This window comes from Exiguobacterium aurantiacum DSM 6208, assembly GCF_000702585.1.
GTDB classification, from domain to species: domain Bacteria; phylum Bacillota; class Bacilli; order Exiguobacteriales; family Exiguobacteriaceae; genus Exiguobacterium; species Exiguobacterium aurantiacum.
This window is the reverse complement of record NZ_JNIQ01000001.1, coordinates 640,793-658,027: the sequence shown is the minus strand read 5'-3', so window position 1 is coordinate 658,027 and position 17,235 is coordinate 640,793. Positions and strand designations below refer to the sequence as shown.

Genomic DNA, 17,235 nt, shown 5'->3' with positions numbered 1-17,235 from the left:
AGTTGTCTTCAATACATTCCGCGGATCAATGACAAATTCCTGTCAAAACAATCCGATAGAATGTCTAATTGAGGGTAAATAAGTAGTAGACACCAGTAGACCGGGCTTTCTTAGGGGAGGCGCCTCATGAGAACTCGACTCATCTTTGCCCTCGCGTTCATCGGACTTTTTTTAGCGGTCGTGTATTGGATCAGCACGTGGAACGACCATCAGATTGAAGGCACGATCGAGCAAATCAACATCCCTCAACTGATGATCACAACGGAAAACTCAGGAAGTGAGATGAAACTACGGACGGTGCTCATCAATGAAGAGACGAAAGTGACTGGAGATGCCGATGACGTCCAACAGCTTCGAACCGGTCAACGTGTGATCGTCGAGCTTGTTCCAGACGGTAATTTGAACATCGCAGTCTCCATTCACGTGCAATCCGATTGAATCGCACGTTTTTTCACAAAACGAGCATAGTTTTCTCGGAACGGTGGAATATGAGAACAGGAAGCTGAAAGGAGCGAATTGAATGATTTCAAATACATTGTTGTCAGGGAAAGTCGCGTTCGTCACCGGCGCGGCATCAGGGATCGGGCGGGCGGCGGTCATCCGGTTCGTCCAGGCTGGCGCAAAAGTCGCCATCGTCGACTTGAAACTAGAAGACGCCGAACAGTTGGCGAGCTTGATCGGCGAGGAACGTGCCATCGGGATCAGTGCCGACGTCGCCAACGAAGACGAGATGAAACGAGCGTACGAACAGACAGTCGAACGGTTCGGCCGCGTCGATATCGTCTTCGCGAACGCCGGACGGAACGGGACGATCACGCCAATCGAGCATCTGTCGCTTGAAGATTGGAACGGCGTCGTCGAGACGAATTTGACAGGCACGTTCGTCACCGTGAAACACGCCATCCCTCACTTAAAAGAACAAGGCGGGAGCATCATCATCACATCGTCGATCAACGGGAACCGTTATTTTAAAAACTTCGGTTTCAGCGGATATGCGACGACGAAGGCCGGACAGACCGGATTCGCGAAAATGGCAGCCGCCGAGCTCGCCCAGTTCGGCATTCGCGTCAATTCGATTTGTCCCGGCGCGATCGATACGAACATCGATGACTCGACGAATCGTGACGACGCCTTGCTAGAAGAAGTCGTCATCCCGATCGAGTATCCGGAAGGCAATCAACCGCTCGCCGGCAAGTCGGGGTCGGCCAAGCAAGTCGCGGACGTCGTCTTGTTTTTCGCAAGCAACATGTCGAGCCACGTCACCGGTTCTGAAGTGTACGTGGACGGTGTGGAATCTTTACTTTAACGCCAACAGGTCGCCCCGCGGGGCGACCTGTTTATTTGAGAATCGGACTTTTCATCACGGCTTTTTGATAAAACGGCTGGAATCCTAACCGTTCCATGTTCCGTCCCGAAGCGGTGTCCACTTTTGTCGTCACCGTCACGTACTGGCATCCTGACGCTTTCGCGTGGGCGATGCGTTCGAGAATCAGTTGCGTCTGATAGCCCTTGCCTCGATATGCCGGGATCGTGCTCGTCAAAAACAGCTCCCCCATCCCGTCTTGGACGGCGAGAATACCGCCAGCGACCGCCTTTTCGCCATCACGGACGAGAAACGCCTTGTTTTCAGGGAGTGCATAAAAGCCTTTCGCCGTGTCGACCGTTTCTTGAAGAACCGAGCCCGCCTCGGCAAAACCGGCCGCGATGGCCCGGGCCCATTCATTCACGTTATCCGCGTCGACTGGCTCGACTTGATGCGGGGCCGGCAGCGTCGTCTCGAATTGCGTGACATCGAGCAACCACACGTCTAGAAAGTGGTCGAGCGTGTAATTCCGTTCCTGCAGGAGCCGGATGAGTGACATATCGGCGAGCGGACAGACCTCGACATGGAGACGGGATACGTTTTTTCCACGGACCCATTTCTCCATCTGGTGCAAGTCGTAAAAACTCGTGGGACGATTCAATCCGAAGCCGACCGCGAAACTCATATTGCCCATCCGGAAGACGTGTCCTTTGTTTTCGACAATCAACTCCGAACCTTCATAGGGAGGGGTCTGTTTTCGATGCCGAATATAAGCAGACGTCCCTTCCGCTTTGATGCGTTCGATTCGTCTGGCTAATTCTAAGCGTTTCATCTCATTCCCTCCCTCTACTCTCCTCTGAGTTTAGCACACTTCGCTCGTGAACATGTTGTGATTCCGTTACAACGCCTGTTACAGCCGCACCTCGTCCACGACGAACGACGACGAGCCTTCGATCTCTTCGATAAAGTGCGAGCCGAACAACATCGCCGGTGTGAAACTGCCTGGAATGACCGGCTTCGCGCTGATGAGCCGCTTCACGACCTCGAGCGCACCATAAACGGTGAAGGCATACGTGCTCGCCGTCTTGATGCGGACAATGACTTTACGCCCCTCTTCGTTTGTGGCCTCGCCCCAAACGTACGTCGAGGAACGCCCGCGCTCGGACTCATCCGGTCCACTGACGTGTTCATCGACGTAACGCAACAGTTTGCCTTGCACCGCGTCACTGCCGAGGATCGGCCCGAACCACGACAACAGGCGCGCCCCATAAGCATACACGGGCGGCACGGGGACCCACGTCGTGATGTTCGGAACACCTGTCGTGTAGTACGCGGTCGAGACGTCGCCCCACGGAATCGCGATCGCCGTTTTCTTCCCGCGCCCAAAGTCGATCCGTCGTCGTTTCGCCCCGAGTGGGAATGGCGACAGTTTCCCGTCTTTCCGCTCGGCACTGCTCGAACCAAGCCCACGGATCGCCGTTTTCATCGTCCCGCGCGAAATGCCCGCAGCAGCCGAGAACCCGAGAGCCAGGGTCGTCGCATCCGGCATGAGCTCTTTCAGCTTTCGCGCCACACAATCGGTCGGGATGACATCGAACCCGACACCCGAGCACAATAACACGCCGGCTTCTTGCGCGAGTTTGACCCGTTTCTTCGAGTGGATGTATTCGAACACCTCGATTTCCCCGGTAATATCGAGGTAATGCGTTTTCGAGGCGAGGCATGCCTCGACCATCGTCTGACTCGTGTCAGCGAACGGTCCGGCGCAATGTAGCACGAGATCGATATCGGCCAGTTCTTGTTTCGCTTGGTCGAACGACAGACTGAACACACGTGTCTCACACTCGAGCTCTTCTCCGAGCCGTTCAATCGCTTCCGCGCTCCGTCCTGCGAGCACCGGTGCCATCCCTTCCTTCACTGCTTGGCGGGCAATCAGTTCGCCCGTATAGCCGTTCGCCCCATAAATCATCCATTTCATCACGATTCCTCCTTCAACTCTATGAACATGTCCTTTTCTTCTTCCCTATCCTGCCAACTTTCATCCGTCCAGATGATGCACGACATTTTGAATCAGACGACCGACAGGAGCACACCAACATGAGCCCGCATCCGATATGCAGGCTGCGAGCCCTTATGGCCCACCTTCCAACCCTTTCAACTTTACACGACCCATCCAAAAAGCGCACAAAAAAGCCAGCCTGTTTCAAGGCTGGCCGACTGCTTAGTTGTTCGCAGCTTCTGTTGCTTCTGCCGCTTTCGTGCGGACCGTCTGCATTGCTTCTGTCCATGGGACGAGCTGGTCGAGCATATCGTTCACCGACTGGACTTGGACGTCTTTCGGCGCGAAATGTGTGCCGTTCTCGAAGTCTGTGAAGAGCGAGAGCGCCGGATGGACTCGGACGTGGGCGATCAACAGCTCGCTTAACACACCGCGTAAGTGTTCCGTCGCACGGGCACCGCCGACCGAACCGTACGAGACGATACCGGCCGCTTTGTTGTGCCATTCGTTGCGTAAGTAATCGAGGGCGTTTTTGAGTGCGCCTGTGATCGAGTGGTTGTACTCTTGGACGATGAAGACGAAACCGTCCATCTCCGCGATTTTTTCAGACCATGCCGCGGCACCTGTCGCGTCGCCGCCCGGCTCCCCGAGGAGCGGCAAGCTGTAGTCGGCGATATCGATGATTTCATAGTTCGCGTCACCGCGTTTGTCTGCAAGTTCTTTCACCCATTCTCCGACTTGCGGGCTGACGCGTCCTTCACGAGTCGATCCGAGTACGATTCCAATTTTCAACATAGTAGTTCCTCCTTGTAAGTTGGCTGGTTCTTCTTTTCCAAACAAACGATTCAAAAAGCTCATCTCATGCCCTCATATTCTTTCTCAAACGTTTTTGTACTTCTGACCGTATCGATCGGTCGAACCATCGCTTCGATCTGTTCCCGTTTTGGTTCTAAAAACGGCGGGAGTGACAATTTCTCCCCGACCGTCTCATATGGCTCATCGCCCATGAATCCTGGTCCGTCCGTTGCCCATTCGAATAGGATTTGCGGCGCGACCCGTGCGTAAGACGATTCAAAGAAGAAGCGGTCGACATAGCCTGATGTCGGTAACCCGAACTGCTGAAGTCGTGCCGTCCATTCATCGAGGACGCTGCGGTCATCGACGCGGAAAGCGACGTGGTGCACCGTGCCGAACCCTTGGCGCGCGACTGGTGACGTCTCGTCATGGATGACGATGACTTGCGCCCCGTTTCCACCCTCACCTCCTTCAAAGAGATGCGCGTCGCCTTCTTGCCCGATTTCTTCGAACAACATGACTTGCTCCATCACTTGTTTGAAATACGTAAAGTCCGCGATCCGGATGAAAATCGGTCCGAGTCCTGTGATAGCGTACTCGAGCGGGACCGGCCCGTTTTGCCACGGCTCGCCTGAGGCGACACCCGTGTTGAACTCGTCCGAGATGAGTTGGTACGCCTGCTCGTCAAAATCGACGAACGAGAGCGTCTTCTTGCCAAACTGTTCCTTGATACCTTCATGTTTCACATCGAGACGGTCGAAGCGGCGTACCCAATACGTGAGCGCCTCATCGGTCGGGACGCGAAATGACGTCTTAGCGATCTCGTTCGTCCCGTGCACACCTTTCGGGATACCCGGAAAGTCGAAGAACGTCATGTCCGTCCCGGCGCTGCCTTTGTCATCGGCAAAAAATAAGTGATACGTCTGAATGTCGTCTTGGTTGACCGTCTTTTTAACGAGACGCATCCCAAGGACGTTCGTAAAGAAGTCGTAGTTTTTCTCGGCACTGCTCGTGATGGCGGTGACGTGGTGAATTCCTTTTACATGGTTCATTCGAATCGCTCCTTAAAAGTCTTGATTTCGAGATAATTAGTTAAATTTTTTTGACGCCTCGGCTCGTTTGCCGACCGTCTTCAAATGGTTAATCGTTTCATTCAACGTAATTCCGTCAAACAGTTCGTTCATCCGCTGTTCATGAACCGGAAAGATCCGCTCCATCAGCTCGATTCCTTGCGTCGTCAGCGCCGCATACGTGACGCGCCGGTCGCTCGGACAGGCTTTGCGCATCAAGTAACCTTTCGCTTCGAGCCGATCGACGATGTACGTCATGCTCCCGCTCGAGAGCAACACTTTCTTGCCGATCGTTTGAATCGGCTGGTCGCCTTTATGGTACAGCAGCTCAAGTACTGAGAATTCGGTCGGGTTCAGCCCGTAGGCGGCGACTTCGTGTTTAACGACGTCTTGAATCGACTGCGAGGCCCGAAACAAGACGGTGATCGCTTTTAATGCTTGCCGTTCTTCCATGTGTTCCCCTCCTTTGATGAGAGAAAACAATACTTTAAATTTAATTATCTTTAATTCGAGATAAATATAACACGCAAAAATGAGTCGGTCAATCCATTTGCCTACAAAAAAACAGACGACGGAATGTCATCTGTTCACGTACGGCGAATGACCGCCATCTCACGGCCGAAACGATCGCCTTCGTCGACAAAGCCTAAGCATTCATATAATCGATGCGCTCCCGTGTTGTCAGGATGATAGCCGACGACGATCGGTTCCGTTCCAAGCTGCACCATCTCTTCAAGCATGAGTTCGGTCGCCTTGCGCCCGATCCCTTGCCCTTGATGCGCATGGTCGACCATAATGCGATACACCCAGCGCGCGTCCAACTCTTCGAGCACCGTGTTATACATGAGGAAACCGACCATCGTCTCGTCCTCGTAAATCGCGTGCGCCCGTAGCGTCGGTTCATACATCGCCTGTAGCAGCGAGATCGCGTTCGGTTCCATGTAAGCTTGCTGCTCGTCACTCAACGTGAGCTGACAGCACGCATACCAGTTTTGTTCTGTGATCGGTTGCAGTGTGATCATTCGATTCTCCTTAATCGTACGTCTCGTCGAGATTGCGCGCATAAAACGCGATGGCGCGACGGTATCGTTTAATGCTGTCATCCGTTTCAGGGCTCGCGAGCAGCTCGAGGAGCGCGCCGGTCGCCTCTTGATGGCGTCCGAGGTTATAGTGTGTCATCGCCCGGAACACTTTGAGCGCCGCGATGTCCGGGAATTGGTCGATCGCTTTCGTGAACAACTCCTCGGCGTCCTCATAGCGGCCGAGCGCCCGATACGTGCTGCCGAGACCGATATACGTCTCCCGAAGTTCGTCTCCGGTAAGGCCGAGGCGAATCGCCCGCTCGTAGTGCGGGACGGCTTGCCGCTCTTCCCCGAGCGAGTCATAACACCAGGCGCAATGGGCGTGAAGGCGTGGGTTTTTCTCATCTTGCCGGAGCAACATGATGAACAATTGTTTGGCCCGCTCGAGTTCACCGTTCTCACGGAGGCGAATCGCCTCGTCGAGCCCTTTCTCTTCTACCCGCGTCGGGACTTGGAGATCAGCCAAATCGTCAAGCCACACTTGAAGCCGTTCATAGTAACGACCGACATGCACCCCGTCGACGAGCGCGTGATGGGCTTGAATCGAGAGCGGCATCATCATGCGCTCACCGCTTGGCATAAACTTGCCCCAGGCGATACGCGGTACACTGTCGTGTTGTTGGTCATGCGTCGGATGACTGATGCTCGTGAACGATACCCATGGCACGCTCGTGATGTAAAGAAGGTCGTCAGACTCCTCGTCGCCGACATGGACGTTTTGCTTCGCCTCTTCCATCCGCGCTGTCACGTCCTCCACGAATTCCGGGAACGCCTCTTTATAAGACACCGTGCAAAAATTGAAGACATCGTCATCCATCATGACAGTGAACGATGGGTGGACGACGTCATGCTCGACGACCGCGTCGCCGCGCATCCGAAAGCGAAGCTCCGGGATTGCATTCGCCGTTTTGACCGCACCATATAAGAACAGCTTGAAAAACGATTGTCCGGTCGTCTTCGCATGCGTATGTAATTTTGTGACGTCGAGCGTCGCCGTCACGTTGAAATGTGGGGCGTCGAACGCCTTGAAAAACTCGTAATGCTTCTTTCGTGGCCACGTATCGATGTCAATCTGTTTCATGGTTCATCTCCCTGCGCTTTTCTTCCACTGTATCAAAGGAAGCCATGCGTTCAAAGCATTTGCTTCAGCTCGTCGTAATGCCCTCTCGCCAAATCAAAGTAGACGAAGTCACGGCGCTCGATACGGTCGAGCGTCTGTTCGAAGTCACGCCAGCCGGTGACGACGAGTTCTGGTGTCAATTCGCCCGTCAACCGTGCTTCCTCGAATTCATCTTCGTCTTTTCGGACGACGTCTCCGTTCGGGAACACTAAAATGTCGAGCAACAAGTCGTCCATATAGGGAATTCCGTCCTCATAGCCAATCGCCTCGACGATATCGATGTACCACTGGACGATGTGGCCCGAATCATCAAACATGACCGTCACCCCGAACGGTTCATTGTCCGGAAAATATTGGAGCCATGCATAACCGGCGTCGGCCACGATGAATTCCTCTCCGTTATGTTGCTTATACTGCGGGGCCCGGACCGCATCGATTTGAAACAAGGCGACCGTCCCTGAGAAATGTTCGTCATGGACGTCCATCTGGACATAGCGGTGTTCAAGAATCCGCTCCCAGTCCCGTCGATTAGCAAATTTTCGTTTTGGCATCGTACTCGCTCCTTCATAAGTTCGTTTGCTTTAACAGTTCGCCAAAATCCGACAGTTCCCTGTTTAGTCGTACAGATTCTGTTCAGTGAACCTGACAGGCTCATGCCTTACTACACCACACCGAAAACGTGTATAGGTTCTCATCAATTTCCATCCATGCTACGCTTCTTCATAATAGGTAAAATTTGTATGATTAAAGGGTGGGCATCATGAAACGTTTATTTTTATTCGGATTGGGCCTCATGTTACTCGCGGGCTGTACCGATCCAATCGGAAAGCCGGTCATTCCAGCGGATTCGAACGAACCTGCGCCAGAAATCATGACCGAATGGACACGGGAGGACTTCAAGGACGTCTTCGACCAACATGAAGTCGCCGAAAAATTACTTGAAACTCTCAAGGCGAACGGACTCACGCCGTATCGTGAGACGTTTGAACGGGTCGTCATCGCCGGTAACGGCATCCACCACACTTATGCAGACGTGTATCCGTTCCAACTCGATGATGGGACATATGCCACGGTGTATGAAGACGAGGACGGATTGATAGCGAACGGGTCGGAGGCAACCGCGCCGCTCTTTTGGCAAGAAACGTCGTTCCTGCAGTTCGTCGAGGAGATTGAGAAACGGAAATACGGGACGAGCGCGCCCCCATCGGACGTCACGTTGACGCAAGATGCGTTTCAATCGATTTACGATCGTCACGCTTATACGTCCGCGCTCATCGTCGAGCTCGACGAATGGGGTGTAGCGGTCGCCCGCGAGCCGCTCGAGAACGTCATCATCGCTGGGGACGGCGTGACCGAGGTGACCGCGGATTTAATCATCTTTGAAGTCGAGGATGGTTACGCCATCGTCTATGACCGAGACGGTGAAATCTTCAAAGGGCCCGAGTCCATCGCGCCACTGTTCTGGAACGAAACGGATTACAAACATCTGCTCAAGAAGAACAAATGAATCATCGAACGCTTATGATGACACTATGTTATACTTAAACGAATAAACGACCACTAGGGGAGCCTTCGGGCTGAGACGGCAAACGCCGGACCCTTTGAACCTGATCTGGCTCATACCAGCGTAGGGAAGTGGCATGGGATTCGTCTGTTCCACGCCACTTTTCCTTTTTGGAGAAGTGGCGTTTTCATTTTGAAAGGAGACTGATCCATGCGTATTCAACAACTCACTTGGATGGCAATGCTCGTCGCCATCGCCATCATCGGCTCACTGTTCATCTCAATTCCGACCGGGGTGGCCCGAGCTTTCCCGATTCAACATATGGTGAACGTCATCGCGGCCGTCACCGTCGGCCCGCTCGGTGCCGTCCTCGTCGCTTTCGTGACCGGACTCGTTCGCGTCATGACGGGCACCGGTTCGCTACTCGCGTTCCCTGGCGGCATGATCGGCGCGCTTCTGGCCGGTATCTTTTATATGAGGACGAACCGCGTCGCCTTCGCCGCACTCGGTGAAATCATCGGTACGGGCGTGATTGCCTCACTCATCGCCGTACCTTACGCGAAAATCTTGATGGGGTCTGAGTTCGGCGCGCTCTTCTTTTTCCCGGCCTTCCTCGCCTCGAGCGTGACCGGCGCCTTGCTCGGTTGGATCGTGCTCGCTCGTGTCAAACAGCTGCGTCCTGTCCTCAAACAATAATTGAGTCGTTTGGCCTCTCCCTTTCGAGTGTACAGATGGTAAAATAAGGTTATCTCATTTAGAAGGAGTGACCGCCTTGACTCGTCTACAATTATGGGTGACCGGAGCTGCCGCCGTCATCATCACCGCCCTTTTGTTCACGTTAGAACGCATCGCGGCTTATACGCGTTGGCACGCATTGGTCGCCACAGGCGTCTGGCCCGAGGAGCCGACCGTCATGGATTTGTTGGCGCAAAACTGGTTCATCCCGCTCTTCGGTTTCACCGCCATCATCTGCTTCTTCATGGCCGGTAATTCGGTCAAAGCGACCACCATGAAAACAGGGACGACCGACTTATGACGGTTGTCCCTGTTTGACGTGATACACCCAAATCTCTTCCCCGTTCCATTCGTCGATGCGACCGCTATCGACAAATCCACCTCGTTGATAAAAATGCTTCGCTAGTTCATTTGTCGGATGGAGACTAAGGACGATATCATCTACATCAAATCGGTCCTGGATCCAGACGAGCGCCAACTGTAGAAAGCGAGATCCAAGCCCCTGTCCTTGCTCATGCGCATCTATCATAAAGCGGTCGAGCCACACGTAGCGGTCGACTTTGTTCTCCGCCCCGATCATCATAAAGCCGACCGGTCGCTCGTTGAGGCAAAGTGCATAGCACGTCCAGGCGTACTTGACGTCGACTTCCATCTCGCGTAGCGATTCCGCGTTCGTTTCAATAAAGCGGGACTGCTCCGTAGCGACGGTCAAGCCGATGACGGCTTCCCGATTCGTGTCATCAATAATCTGTATCGTCAGCGAGCCGGCAGCCATCGGCGCACCTCTTCCATGTCTTGTCCACGCTTAGGCAAAATATAGGCGCTGACCGAAGCGTTATATAAGTACACATAATCGTCTTCCTCGACTATTTCCTTGATCCCGGCCCAAGTCACCCTTGTCTCACCGAACTCGTTTTGATCACGCAGACCGTTCTCATCCAATTCCATCGTATGCGGACCAATCATCCCTTCGTTACTGCGTTCATCGATGAGCCGACGTGTTTGCTTCCGGACGTGCCGTTCAAAGTATTTCGGGTAATATAGAAACCACAATATACCCGCAATGCCTTGTACACCATACAGCCACCAGTCCGTCTCTTGAAGCCATGTCGTCCAAACGAAGGCAGCCCCTAGAAAGACAATCGGTCCGATGATTCGCTGCAGGAACAGCATTCGCTTGCCTGTTTTCGACCGTTGGATATGGCTCAAGTTGAACCGGATATAGTCGTCTTCTGTCAATTCATATTGGATATGCATCTTATCCCTCCTCCCTGTCCTTTACGCTCCTTGTCTAGAAAAGTTCCGTTCCCGGTCATGATTCGATACTATGTAAGAAAGGAGTGACACGATGAAACAAATCCACCATCTCTGCATCCAAACGCCCGACTATGAGGCATCCAAACGATTCTACGAAGCACTCGGCTTCGAGCTCGTCCAGGAGTCACCCGACTTTCATACCCGTGCGTTCAACAGCTGGCTCAAGCTCGGCGACTTTTACATCGAGCTCCAGACGGCAAAACAAGACGAGACGTTGACCCCCTATTCGAAACACGTGGCCGGCCCTGTCCATTTCGCTCTGTACGTAGACGACCTCGAGGCAGAAGTGCGACGGCTCGAGGCACTCGATGTCCCGTTCTTACCGAAACAGGGCGGCAACATCTACTTCGTCGTCGACGGCTATTTAAGTAAATTGAAAGCCCCGGAAGGCACAATCATCGAACTTCGGGACTCGTTTTTAATCAAGTGAGGCGACGCGCCTCGCTTTTTTTGTACACTGTGATGTTTTTGGCCACATGAAAACAGGAACATTCAAACAACCTGGTTTTCTTGGAGGCAACGCATGAAATATCTCGATTATTGGACTTACATGATTCTCTCGCTCCTCAAGCTCTATTTATTCAGTGTGCTGACGACGAGCGCATTCACGTTCCACTTCTTCCTCGTCAACGTCGGCATGATTCTCATGATGACGAGCTGGGCGTTACTCGTTCGACCGAACGTTCGCAGATGGATCCTCCTCGCCTCGCTATTTTTACATAGCACCTTGCTCATCTCGGACGCTTGGTATTACCGCTATTTCGGAAACGTCTTGTCGGTCGCGCTCTTGTCAGACGCCGGCCAGATGGGTGACGTCGGCGGTGGGTTCTTGACGTTGATTCAGGCGACCGATTTCCTCTTTTTCGCCGACTTACTCGTTTTCGGGGCACTCGTGATGTATCAAAAGCGTCACCCGATTCGTGAGACGAGAGGGCTGCGGATGGCCGGGATCGGCTTTTTGGCCGGAGTCGTGCTGTATAGCGTCCCACTTTACGTCAATTATCCACCGGACGACCGGACGACCATCTCGAACATGCGTGAGTACTATAAATACGGATTTTGGGGTTATCACGGCTTAGACGCGGCGCGTGGCATCCGTGACGGAGCCGGACTCGGGAAGTCGTTGACTGACGTCGACCAGTCCAACGTCTCCGCCTTATCCCAGGCGACCGTGAGCGCCTCGTCCGACACGAACGTCATCGTCGTCCAACTCGAGTCGTTTCAGACGTCCCTGATTGGCCAAGTCATCAACGGTCAAGACGTGACACCGAATTTGAACGCGCTCCGCGACGAGATGCTTTATTTCCCGAACGTCTATCACCAGACACATGAGGGCCGGACATCGGATGCGGAGTTCACCGTCAACACGTCGCTCTACCCGGTCAAGTCGGGATCCGTCTACACCCAGTACGCCGACCACACGTTCGACGCCTTGCCTGAACGATTGAAAGCAGCCGGTTACGACACGGCGGCGATGCACGCGTTTGATAAGACGTTCTGGAATCGGGATAACTTTTACGACAATATCGGCTTCAATCACTTCTTCTCCGCAGAGAACTACCCAGACGGTGAGGTAATCGGGATGGCGCTCAACGACCAAGACTTCTTGACGGAGTCCGTCCGTTTCATGGAGACGCTCGAGCAGCCATTCTATTCGTTCGTCGTCGCCTTGACGAGCCATACGCCGTATGACATCCCGGACCGTGAGAAACGGCTCGACTTGTCCGGCTATGACGATCCGCTCCTCCAAAACTATTATCACACCGTCCACTATGTCGATACGGCCGTCGGGTTGATGGTCGACATGTTGAAAGCGAACGGCATGTGGGATGACACGCTCGTCGTGTTTTACGGCGACCACGACAACGGGTTGACCGCCCCTGGCGACGAGATGGCCGAAAAAGAGGGCGCGACGTCCGTCACCGAGGTCTTTACGCTCGACCGGGCAGTACCGCTCTATATCAAACCGGCCGGGCTCGCACGTGGCGAAGTGATGCAAGCGAGCGGCGGTCAACTCGACTTCGCCCCGACCATCCTCGAGTTGCTCGGGATGACACCCGGCTATATGCTCGGAAGTTCGCTCCTCGACGACGAGCCCAACTTGACCGTGTTCCGAAACGGCTCGTTCCGTTACGACGATGTCTACTTCGCCCCGGATTTGACGAAACCGTTCGGCGCCGGCACGTGTTATGCAATCGATTCAGGAGACGAGCTGCCGTTCGACGCCTGCGCGCCGTATATCGATGATGCGGCAGACCAGTTACGTCTATCCGACACCATCGTCGAAAAAGACGCCTTATCCGAATTTACACAAACCGACAAACAAGCCGCCCCGAACTAATCGGGCCGGCTTGTTTTTAGTAGACTTTCCGGAGCGTCGCCACATCGATCTTTTTCATCGGCAAGAATGCTTCGGTCACGCGCGCCAATTGCTCTTTTGTTCCGGTCGTCATCATCTCTTCCATCGCCCACGGCACGATTTGCCACGAGACGCCATATCGGTCTTTAAGCCAGCCACACTGTTCCGCTTCCGGGACGGCCGACAGCTTCTCCCAATAGTCATCAATCTCGTCTTGCGTTTCACAAAACGCGATCAGCGACTGCATCTCGTTGAACGCGAACTGATGGTCCGCCGCGCTATCCATGGCGACAAATTCGCGGCCGGACAAGACGAAGCGGGCATAGTTAAGCTTCCCTTCCACTTCCGGGCCGTCCGCCGCTCCGTAACGAATCAGATGGTCTTCGAGCACGTACGAATCCGGGAAGATGGAAACCCAGTCATTCAGTGCCGCTTCGGCCTGACCGAACACGTCACCGACGAACAAGAGACACGGCGTCACGGTCTGGATGTCCATCCCGCCGCTATGCATGATCTGCCACGACACACCGTGTTTGTCTTTCAACCAGCCGTAGCGCTCGCTGAAGTCATACGTGTCGAGCGGCATGAGCACCTCTGCCCCCTCCATAAGCTCGTTCCACAGCGTCTCGACTTCTTCCGACGTCGGGAACGTGACCATGTAGGAGATGGACGGGTTGCGCTCTTTCAGCGGGCCGGCGCCGAGCAGTTGGAAAAACTGGCCCGACAGCGACAGCGTGACAATCGTCGTCTTGCCTGACGGCGTATCGGTAAGTGTCGTCGTATAGTCGACGAACGAATCTGGAAATACCGACACGTACCATTCGGCGATGCGCTCGACATCGCCTTCGAACCAAATGCACGGGATAATCGGTTGCGTAATCATTAGAGAAGCTCCTTTCAGATTTCACGAAGTCGATACACGTCACGGACGGCGAGCAGCGTCTCGGCTTGTTTTCGGTACGCTTGATAATGGTCGGAGTTGATATGTGCGTCAAGTGCCGCCTCATCCCGGTACTTCTCGTAAAACACGAACGTGCCGGGCTCATCGATTGACTCATGGAGCACATACGTGAGACATCCTTCTTCTTGTCTCGACGGCGGGATGACCGCATCGAGCGCTTGCTGTAACGCTTCTTCTTTCCCTGGATGTGCCTTTAATATCGCGGTGATTGTGATTTCCATAGCTGTTTCCTCCTCGTTGTGAAATGCCGTCGTATCTTATATAACGTTCCCGAATCGCGCTGAATGTATACGCCAAAGCGGACACCTCACACGTGAGATGTCCGCTCGGTTCACTCGTCTTTCTTTTTAGGTTTGAACGGCCACCACACCCCGTCACCGAACGAGACGGTGATGGCCGGGATGAGTAACGGCAACACGATCAACCCGTATAGCAACAGCCCCGTGATGACGATCGTCGCGATTTGGACGAGACTGAGCACACCTGATGGGATCATCGCCCCGAACGTGCCCGCGAGGATGACGGCAGCGGTCATGATGACCGTCCCCATCTTCGTCATCGAGTGGACGAGTGCGTCACGTACCGTCATCCCGTTAATCGACTCTTCGCGGAATCGATCGAGGAGGAAAATCGAGTAGTCGATGCCGAGCGCAATCAACATGACGAACCCGAAGAACGGTACGGCCCAGCTGATGCCGTCGTAACCGAGTCCTTCCACGAAGATGAGCTCCGTGATGGCCGCCGATGTGTAGTACGTCAACAAGAGCGAGCCAATCATATAGAGCGGCATGATCATCGAACGGAATAGAATCGTCATGACGACAAAGAGCGTCACGAGCATGATGGCGACCGTCCGATTGAAGTCGTTCGTAGACGTCGCATTCAAGTCACTATTGATGCTCGAAATGCCGGCATAACCAATCGTGGCCGCTTCAAACGGTGTATTCGTGACGATGCGGTCCATCGTCTCTTTCACCGCCTCGACCGTATCGATCGCTTCTGGTGAGTACGGGTCCATGTCGAGGACGACCTCGAGTTGCGTGGCTGTCCCGCCATCGAACACGTAACGGTCAACGGCTGGCGCGAACGCGTCCGACGTCAATGTCCCTTCCGGTAAAAAGACGCCTGTATCACGTAAACCATCCGCTTCGCTAAGTGCCGATAAGAAGGACACGGCCTCGCCTAAGCCGGCTTCAATCTGTGACAATCCAGCGTTCGCTTCACCAACTCCGGTGGCGAGCTGAGACAGTCCGGCTCCGAGTTCCCCAATTTGCGCGCCTTGTGCCGTTAAAGCCGAAGCGGCTTCATTGATGCCTGCTTCGATTTGACCGAGCCCGACAGACACTTGTCCGATACCGGCTACGGTCGCTGGAATGTTTTGTGTGGCCGTCAAGCCTTGTCCAATCAAACCGAGTTGGGCGTTCAATTGACCAAGTCCTGCCGCTGCTTCCGCGAGTGGCGCCCCCGCGCTCGAGGATCCCGTCGGTAGTTGAGCAACGACGGCGTCAAGCCCTGACTCGACCTGGGCGAGTCCTGCTTGTACGTCCCCGAGTCCGCTTTCGGCTTCAGCAAGCCCACGGCTCACTTCCGCGAGTTGGGTATCGACATAAAAATCGTCAATGACGTCACCGGTCGGTCGCGTGATCGACCGGACACCGCTCACACCGTCCACGTTCTCGAGTTCGTATGAAAACTTCTCGATGTAGGCGACGTCGTCTTCTGTCAGTGCCGCATCTCGTTTCAAGATGACTTGGACCGGGAGTGACTCGCCTTTTCCGAACCCTTCCGAGATCAAATTGAGCCCTCGGACCGAGTCATAGTCATTTCCGATCTCATCGACCGTATTGAACGACCGGGCGTCATCGTACGTGAACAATACCGGTACTGTGATCGCCGCGACGACAAGAATCGAGACGAACGGCCGATTGACCGATAATCGGCTGAACGCCGCCCAGAGGCGGCTGTCGTGATGTTCGCCCGCTTTCTTTGAAGGCCAAAACAAACGATGCTTGAGCGTCGCCATAAAGAACGGAACGACAGTGAACAAAATCAAGAGCAAGACGGCAATCCCGACGGCGACGGCGACGGCCGATTTAAAGATCGGGAAATCGGCAAAACCGATCGAGGCGAAACCGACGAACACGGCGAGCCCGCTGATGAGAACCGTTCGACCGGCCGTCTTATACGTGTTGACGATCGCGTCTTCGATCGTGTGACCGGCCCCAAGCTCTTCTTTATACCGACTGAGGAGCAGGATACAATAGTCTGTCCCGATTCCGAACAGAATCGCCACGAGGAAAATCTGCGTGTAATTCGAGACGGGGAAGCCGAACCAATCGACGAAGAAGGCGACGAACGATTGGCTGAGAAGATACGTGAAGCCGACCGCGATCAACGGGATGAACGGTGTCACAATCGAACGGAAGACGAGTAGGAGCAAGCTGAAAATCAAGACGACAGTGATGATTTCTGTCTTCTTCAACCCTTCCTGCGCACTCAAGTTCACATCGTTATTGATAATCTCTTCCCCAGTGATGTATACCGTTTCGTCTTCAGGTAAGACGTTCGCCCGTACATCGTCCGCGAAGGCGTTTATGGCCTCGCTCGACCCTTCGACCGTGATCGGGACGAGCACGATGCGCTCATCTTCTGAAACGAGCTGTGCTTCGGTCTCTTCATTTTCGAACGGGTCGAGGACGTCCTTGACGACGTCGTCGCGCGTTTCGATGTCACGGATGACCCGGGAAATATCGGTCCGTTCGGCCTCGCCGAGCGAATCGAACTCGTAGACGAGTGAAATCGTCTTGTCGCTCTTCCCAGCTGCATTTAATATATCTTGGGCCCGTTGCGAGTCCATATCTTCTGACAATTGGAAGCTTCCGGCCTGTTCGGCCTGTTTCGTCAAGTTCGGTGCCGCGATGAACAAGCCGGCCGTTAAGACGATGAGGCCAATCAAGATTCCCCAGCGCCATTGAATGATGTTACGCAAT

20 protein-coding genes and 1 riboswitch are annotated in these 17,235 nt (G+C 54.1%); of the genes, 7 read left to right on the top strand and 13 right to left on the bottom strand.

Annotated elements, in window-relative coordinates; genetic code table 11:
* Positions 1 to 126: 126 nt before the first annotated feature.
* Positions 127 to 438, top strand: a complete 312-nt coding sequence (locus P398_RS0103665; protein WP_024372421.1) for a hypothetical protein — start codon at positions 127 to 129, stop codon at positions 436 to 438.
* A gap of 82 nt (positions 439 to 520) precedes the next feature.
* Positions 521 to 1,306, top strand: a complete 786-nt coding sequence (locus tag P398_RS0103660) for an SDR family oxidoreductase (RefSeq protein WP_029334075.1) — start codon at positions 521 to 523, stop codon at positions 1,304 to 1,306.
* A gap of 31 nt (positions 1,307 to 1,337) precedes the next feature.
* Here P398_RS0103660 and P398_RS0103655 read toward each other — a convergent pair whose 3' ends face one another.
* From P398_RS0103655 to P398_RS0103620, 8 genes are all read right to left on the bottom strand, one after another.
* Positions 1,338 to 2,135, bottom strand: coding sequence for a GNAT family N-acetyltransferase (locus tag P398_RS0103655; protein ID WP_029334074.1), 798 nt, complete (start codon positions 2,133 to 2,135; stop codon positions 1,338 to 1,340).
* A 78-nt stretch (positions 2,136 to 2,213) separates the two neighbouring features.
* Entirely contained in the window at positions 2,214 to 3,281 is a 1,068-nt protein-coding gene (locus P398_RS0103650; RefSeq protein ID WP_034798851.1) for a saccharopine dehydrogenase family protein, read from the bottom strand.
* Between the two features lie 243 nt (positions 3,282 to 3,524).
* A complete protein-coding gene (locus tag P398_RS0103645) occupies positions 3,525 to 4,160 on the bottom strand; it encodes an NADPH-dependent FMN reductase (protein WP_024372425.1) in 636 nt (211 codons plus the stop codon).
* Positions 4,157 to 5,149, bottom strand: a complete 993-nt coding sequence (locus P398_RS0103640) for a ring-cleaving dioxygenase (protein WP_029334072.1) — start codon at positions 5,147 to 5,149, stop codon at positions 4,157 to 4,159. Before P398_RS0103640 ends, P398_RS0103645 begins: the two co-directional genes overlap by 4 nt.
* Before the next feature lie 36 nt (positions 5,150 to 5,185).
* On the bottom strand, positions 5,186 to 5,620 hold the full coding sequence (locus P398_RS0103635; protein ID WP_029334071.1) for a MarR family winged helix-turn-helix transcriptional regulator: 435 nt from the start codon (positions 5,618 to 5,620) through the stop codon (positions 5,186 to 5,188).
* A gap of 134 nt (positions 5,621 to 5,754) precedes the next feature.
* Positions 5,755 to 6,189 (bottom strand): GNAT family N-acetyltransferase, encoded by a 435-nt coding sequence (locus tag P398_RS0103630; protein ID WP_029334070.1) that lies wholly within the window; start codon positions 6,187 to 6,189, stop codon positions 5,755 to 5,757.
* 10 nt (positions 6,190 to 6,199) lie between these two features.
* Positions 6,200 to 7,330 (bottom strand): tetratricopeptide repeat protein, encoded by a 1,131-nt coding sequence (locus P398_RS0103625; RefSeq protein ID WP_029334069.1) that lies wholly within the window; start codon positions 7,328 to 7,330, stop codon positions 6,200 to 6,202.
* Between the two features lie 50 nt (positions 7,331 to 7,380).
* Positions 7,381 to 7,920: a DUF402 domain-containing protein gene (locus tag P398_RS0103620; protein ID WP_029334068.1), complete on the bottom strand. Its 540-nt coding sequence runs from the start codon at positions 7,918 to 7,920 to the stop codon at positions 7,381 to 7,383.
* 209 nt (positions 7,921 to 8,129) lie between these two features.
* Between P398_RS0103620 and P398_RS0103615 the strand changes: the two genes are divergently transcribed.
* The 3 genes from P398_RS0103615 (at position 8,130) to P398_RS0103605 (ending at position 9,909) form a co-directional block, all read left to right on the top strand.
* A complete protein-coding gene (locus tag P398_RS0103615) occupies positions 8,130 to 8,876 on the top strand; it encodes a hypothetical protein (RefSeq protein WP_029334067.1) in 747 nt (248 codons plus the stop codon).
* Between the two features lie 45 nt (positions 8,877 to 8,921).
* Positions 8,922 to 9,020, top strand: a riboswitch (TPP riboswitch).
* 63 nt (positions 9,021 to 9,083) lie between these two features.
* Positions 9,084 to 9,569 carry an energy coupling factor transporter S component ThiW gene (thiW, locus tag P398_RS0103610; protein WP_029334066.1) on the top strand — a complete coding sequence of 162 codons (486 nt, stop codon included), beginning with the start codon at positions 9,084 to 9,086 and terminating at the stop codon, positions 9,567 to 9,569.
* A gap of 76 nt (positions 9,570 to 9,645) precedes the next feature.
* Entirely contained in the window at positions 9,646 to 9,909 is a 264-nt protein-coding gene (locus P398_RS0103605) for a hypothetical protein (protein ID WP_024372433.1), read from the top strand.
* Here P398_RS0103605 and P398_RS0103600 read toward each other — a convergent pair.
* Together P398_RS0103600 and P398_RS0103595 are read right to left on the bottom strand one after the other, a co-directional pair.
* On the bottom strand, positions 9,904 to 10,383 hold the full coding sequence (locus P398_RS0103600; protein WP_029334065.1) for a GNAT family N-acetyltransferase: 480 nt from the start codon (positions 10,381 to 10,383) through the stop codon (positions 9,904 to 9,906). The two genes, P398_RS0103605 and P398_RS0103600, sit on opposite strands and share 6 nt — an antisense overlap.
* Positions 10,365 to 10,865, bottom strand: a complete 501-nt coding sequence (locus tag P398_RS0103595) for a YcxB family protein (protein ID WP_024372435.1) — start codon at positions 10,863 to 10,865, stop codon at positions 10,365 to 10,367. Before P398_RS0103595 ends, P398_RS0103600 begins: the two co-directional genes overlap by 19 nt.
* A gap of 91 nt (positions 10,866 to 10,956) precedes the next feature.
* Between P398_RS0103595 and P398_RS0103590 the strand changes: the two genes are divergently transcribed.
* The gene (locus tag P398_RS0103590) at positions 10,957 to 11,355 is read left to right on the top strand and encodes a VOC family protein (protein WP_024372436.1); all 399 of its coding nucleotides are present in this window, start codon (positions 10,957 to 10,959) and stop codon (positions 11,353 to 11,355) included.
* 93 nt (positions 11,356 to 11,448) lie between these two features.
* The gene (locus P398_RS0103585; protein WP_029334064.1) at positions 11,449 to 13,266 is read left to right on the top strand and encodes an LTA synthase family protein; all 1,818 of its coding nucleotides are present in this window, start codon (positions 11,449 to 11,451) and stop codon (positions 13,264 to 13,266) included.
* 16 nt (positions 13,267 to 13,282) lie between these two features.
* On the opposite strand, the gene P398_RS0103580 is transcribed toward P398_RS0103585, so the two are convergent.
* From P398_RS0103580 to P398_RS0103570, 3 genes are all read right to left on the bottom strand, one after another.
* A complete protein-coding gene (locus P398_RS0103580) occupies positions 13,283 to 14,167 on the bottom strand; it encodes a VOC family protein (RefSeq protein WP_029334063.1) in 885 nt (294 codons plus the stop codon).
* Between the two features lie 14 nt (positions 14,168 to 14,181).
* Positions 14,182 to 14,466 (bottom strand): putative quinol monooxygenase, encoded by a 285-nt coding sequence (locus P398_RS0103575; RefSeq protein WP_024372439.1) that lies wholly within the window; start codon positions 14,464 to 14,466, stop codon positions 14,182 to 14,184.
* Between the two features lie 110 nt (positions 14,467 to 14,576).
* A complete protein-coding gene (locus tag P398_RS0103570) occupies positions 14,577 to 17,234 on the bottom strand; it encodes an MMPL family transporter (protein WP_029334062.1) in 2,658 nt (885 codons plus the stop codon).
* Position 17,235: the final 1 nt, after the last annotated feature.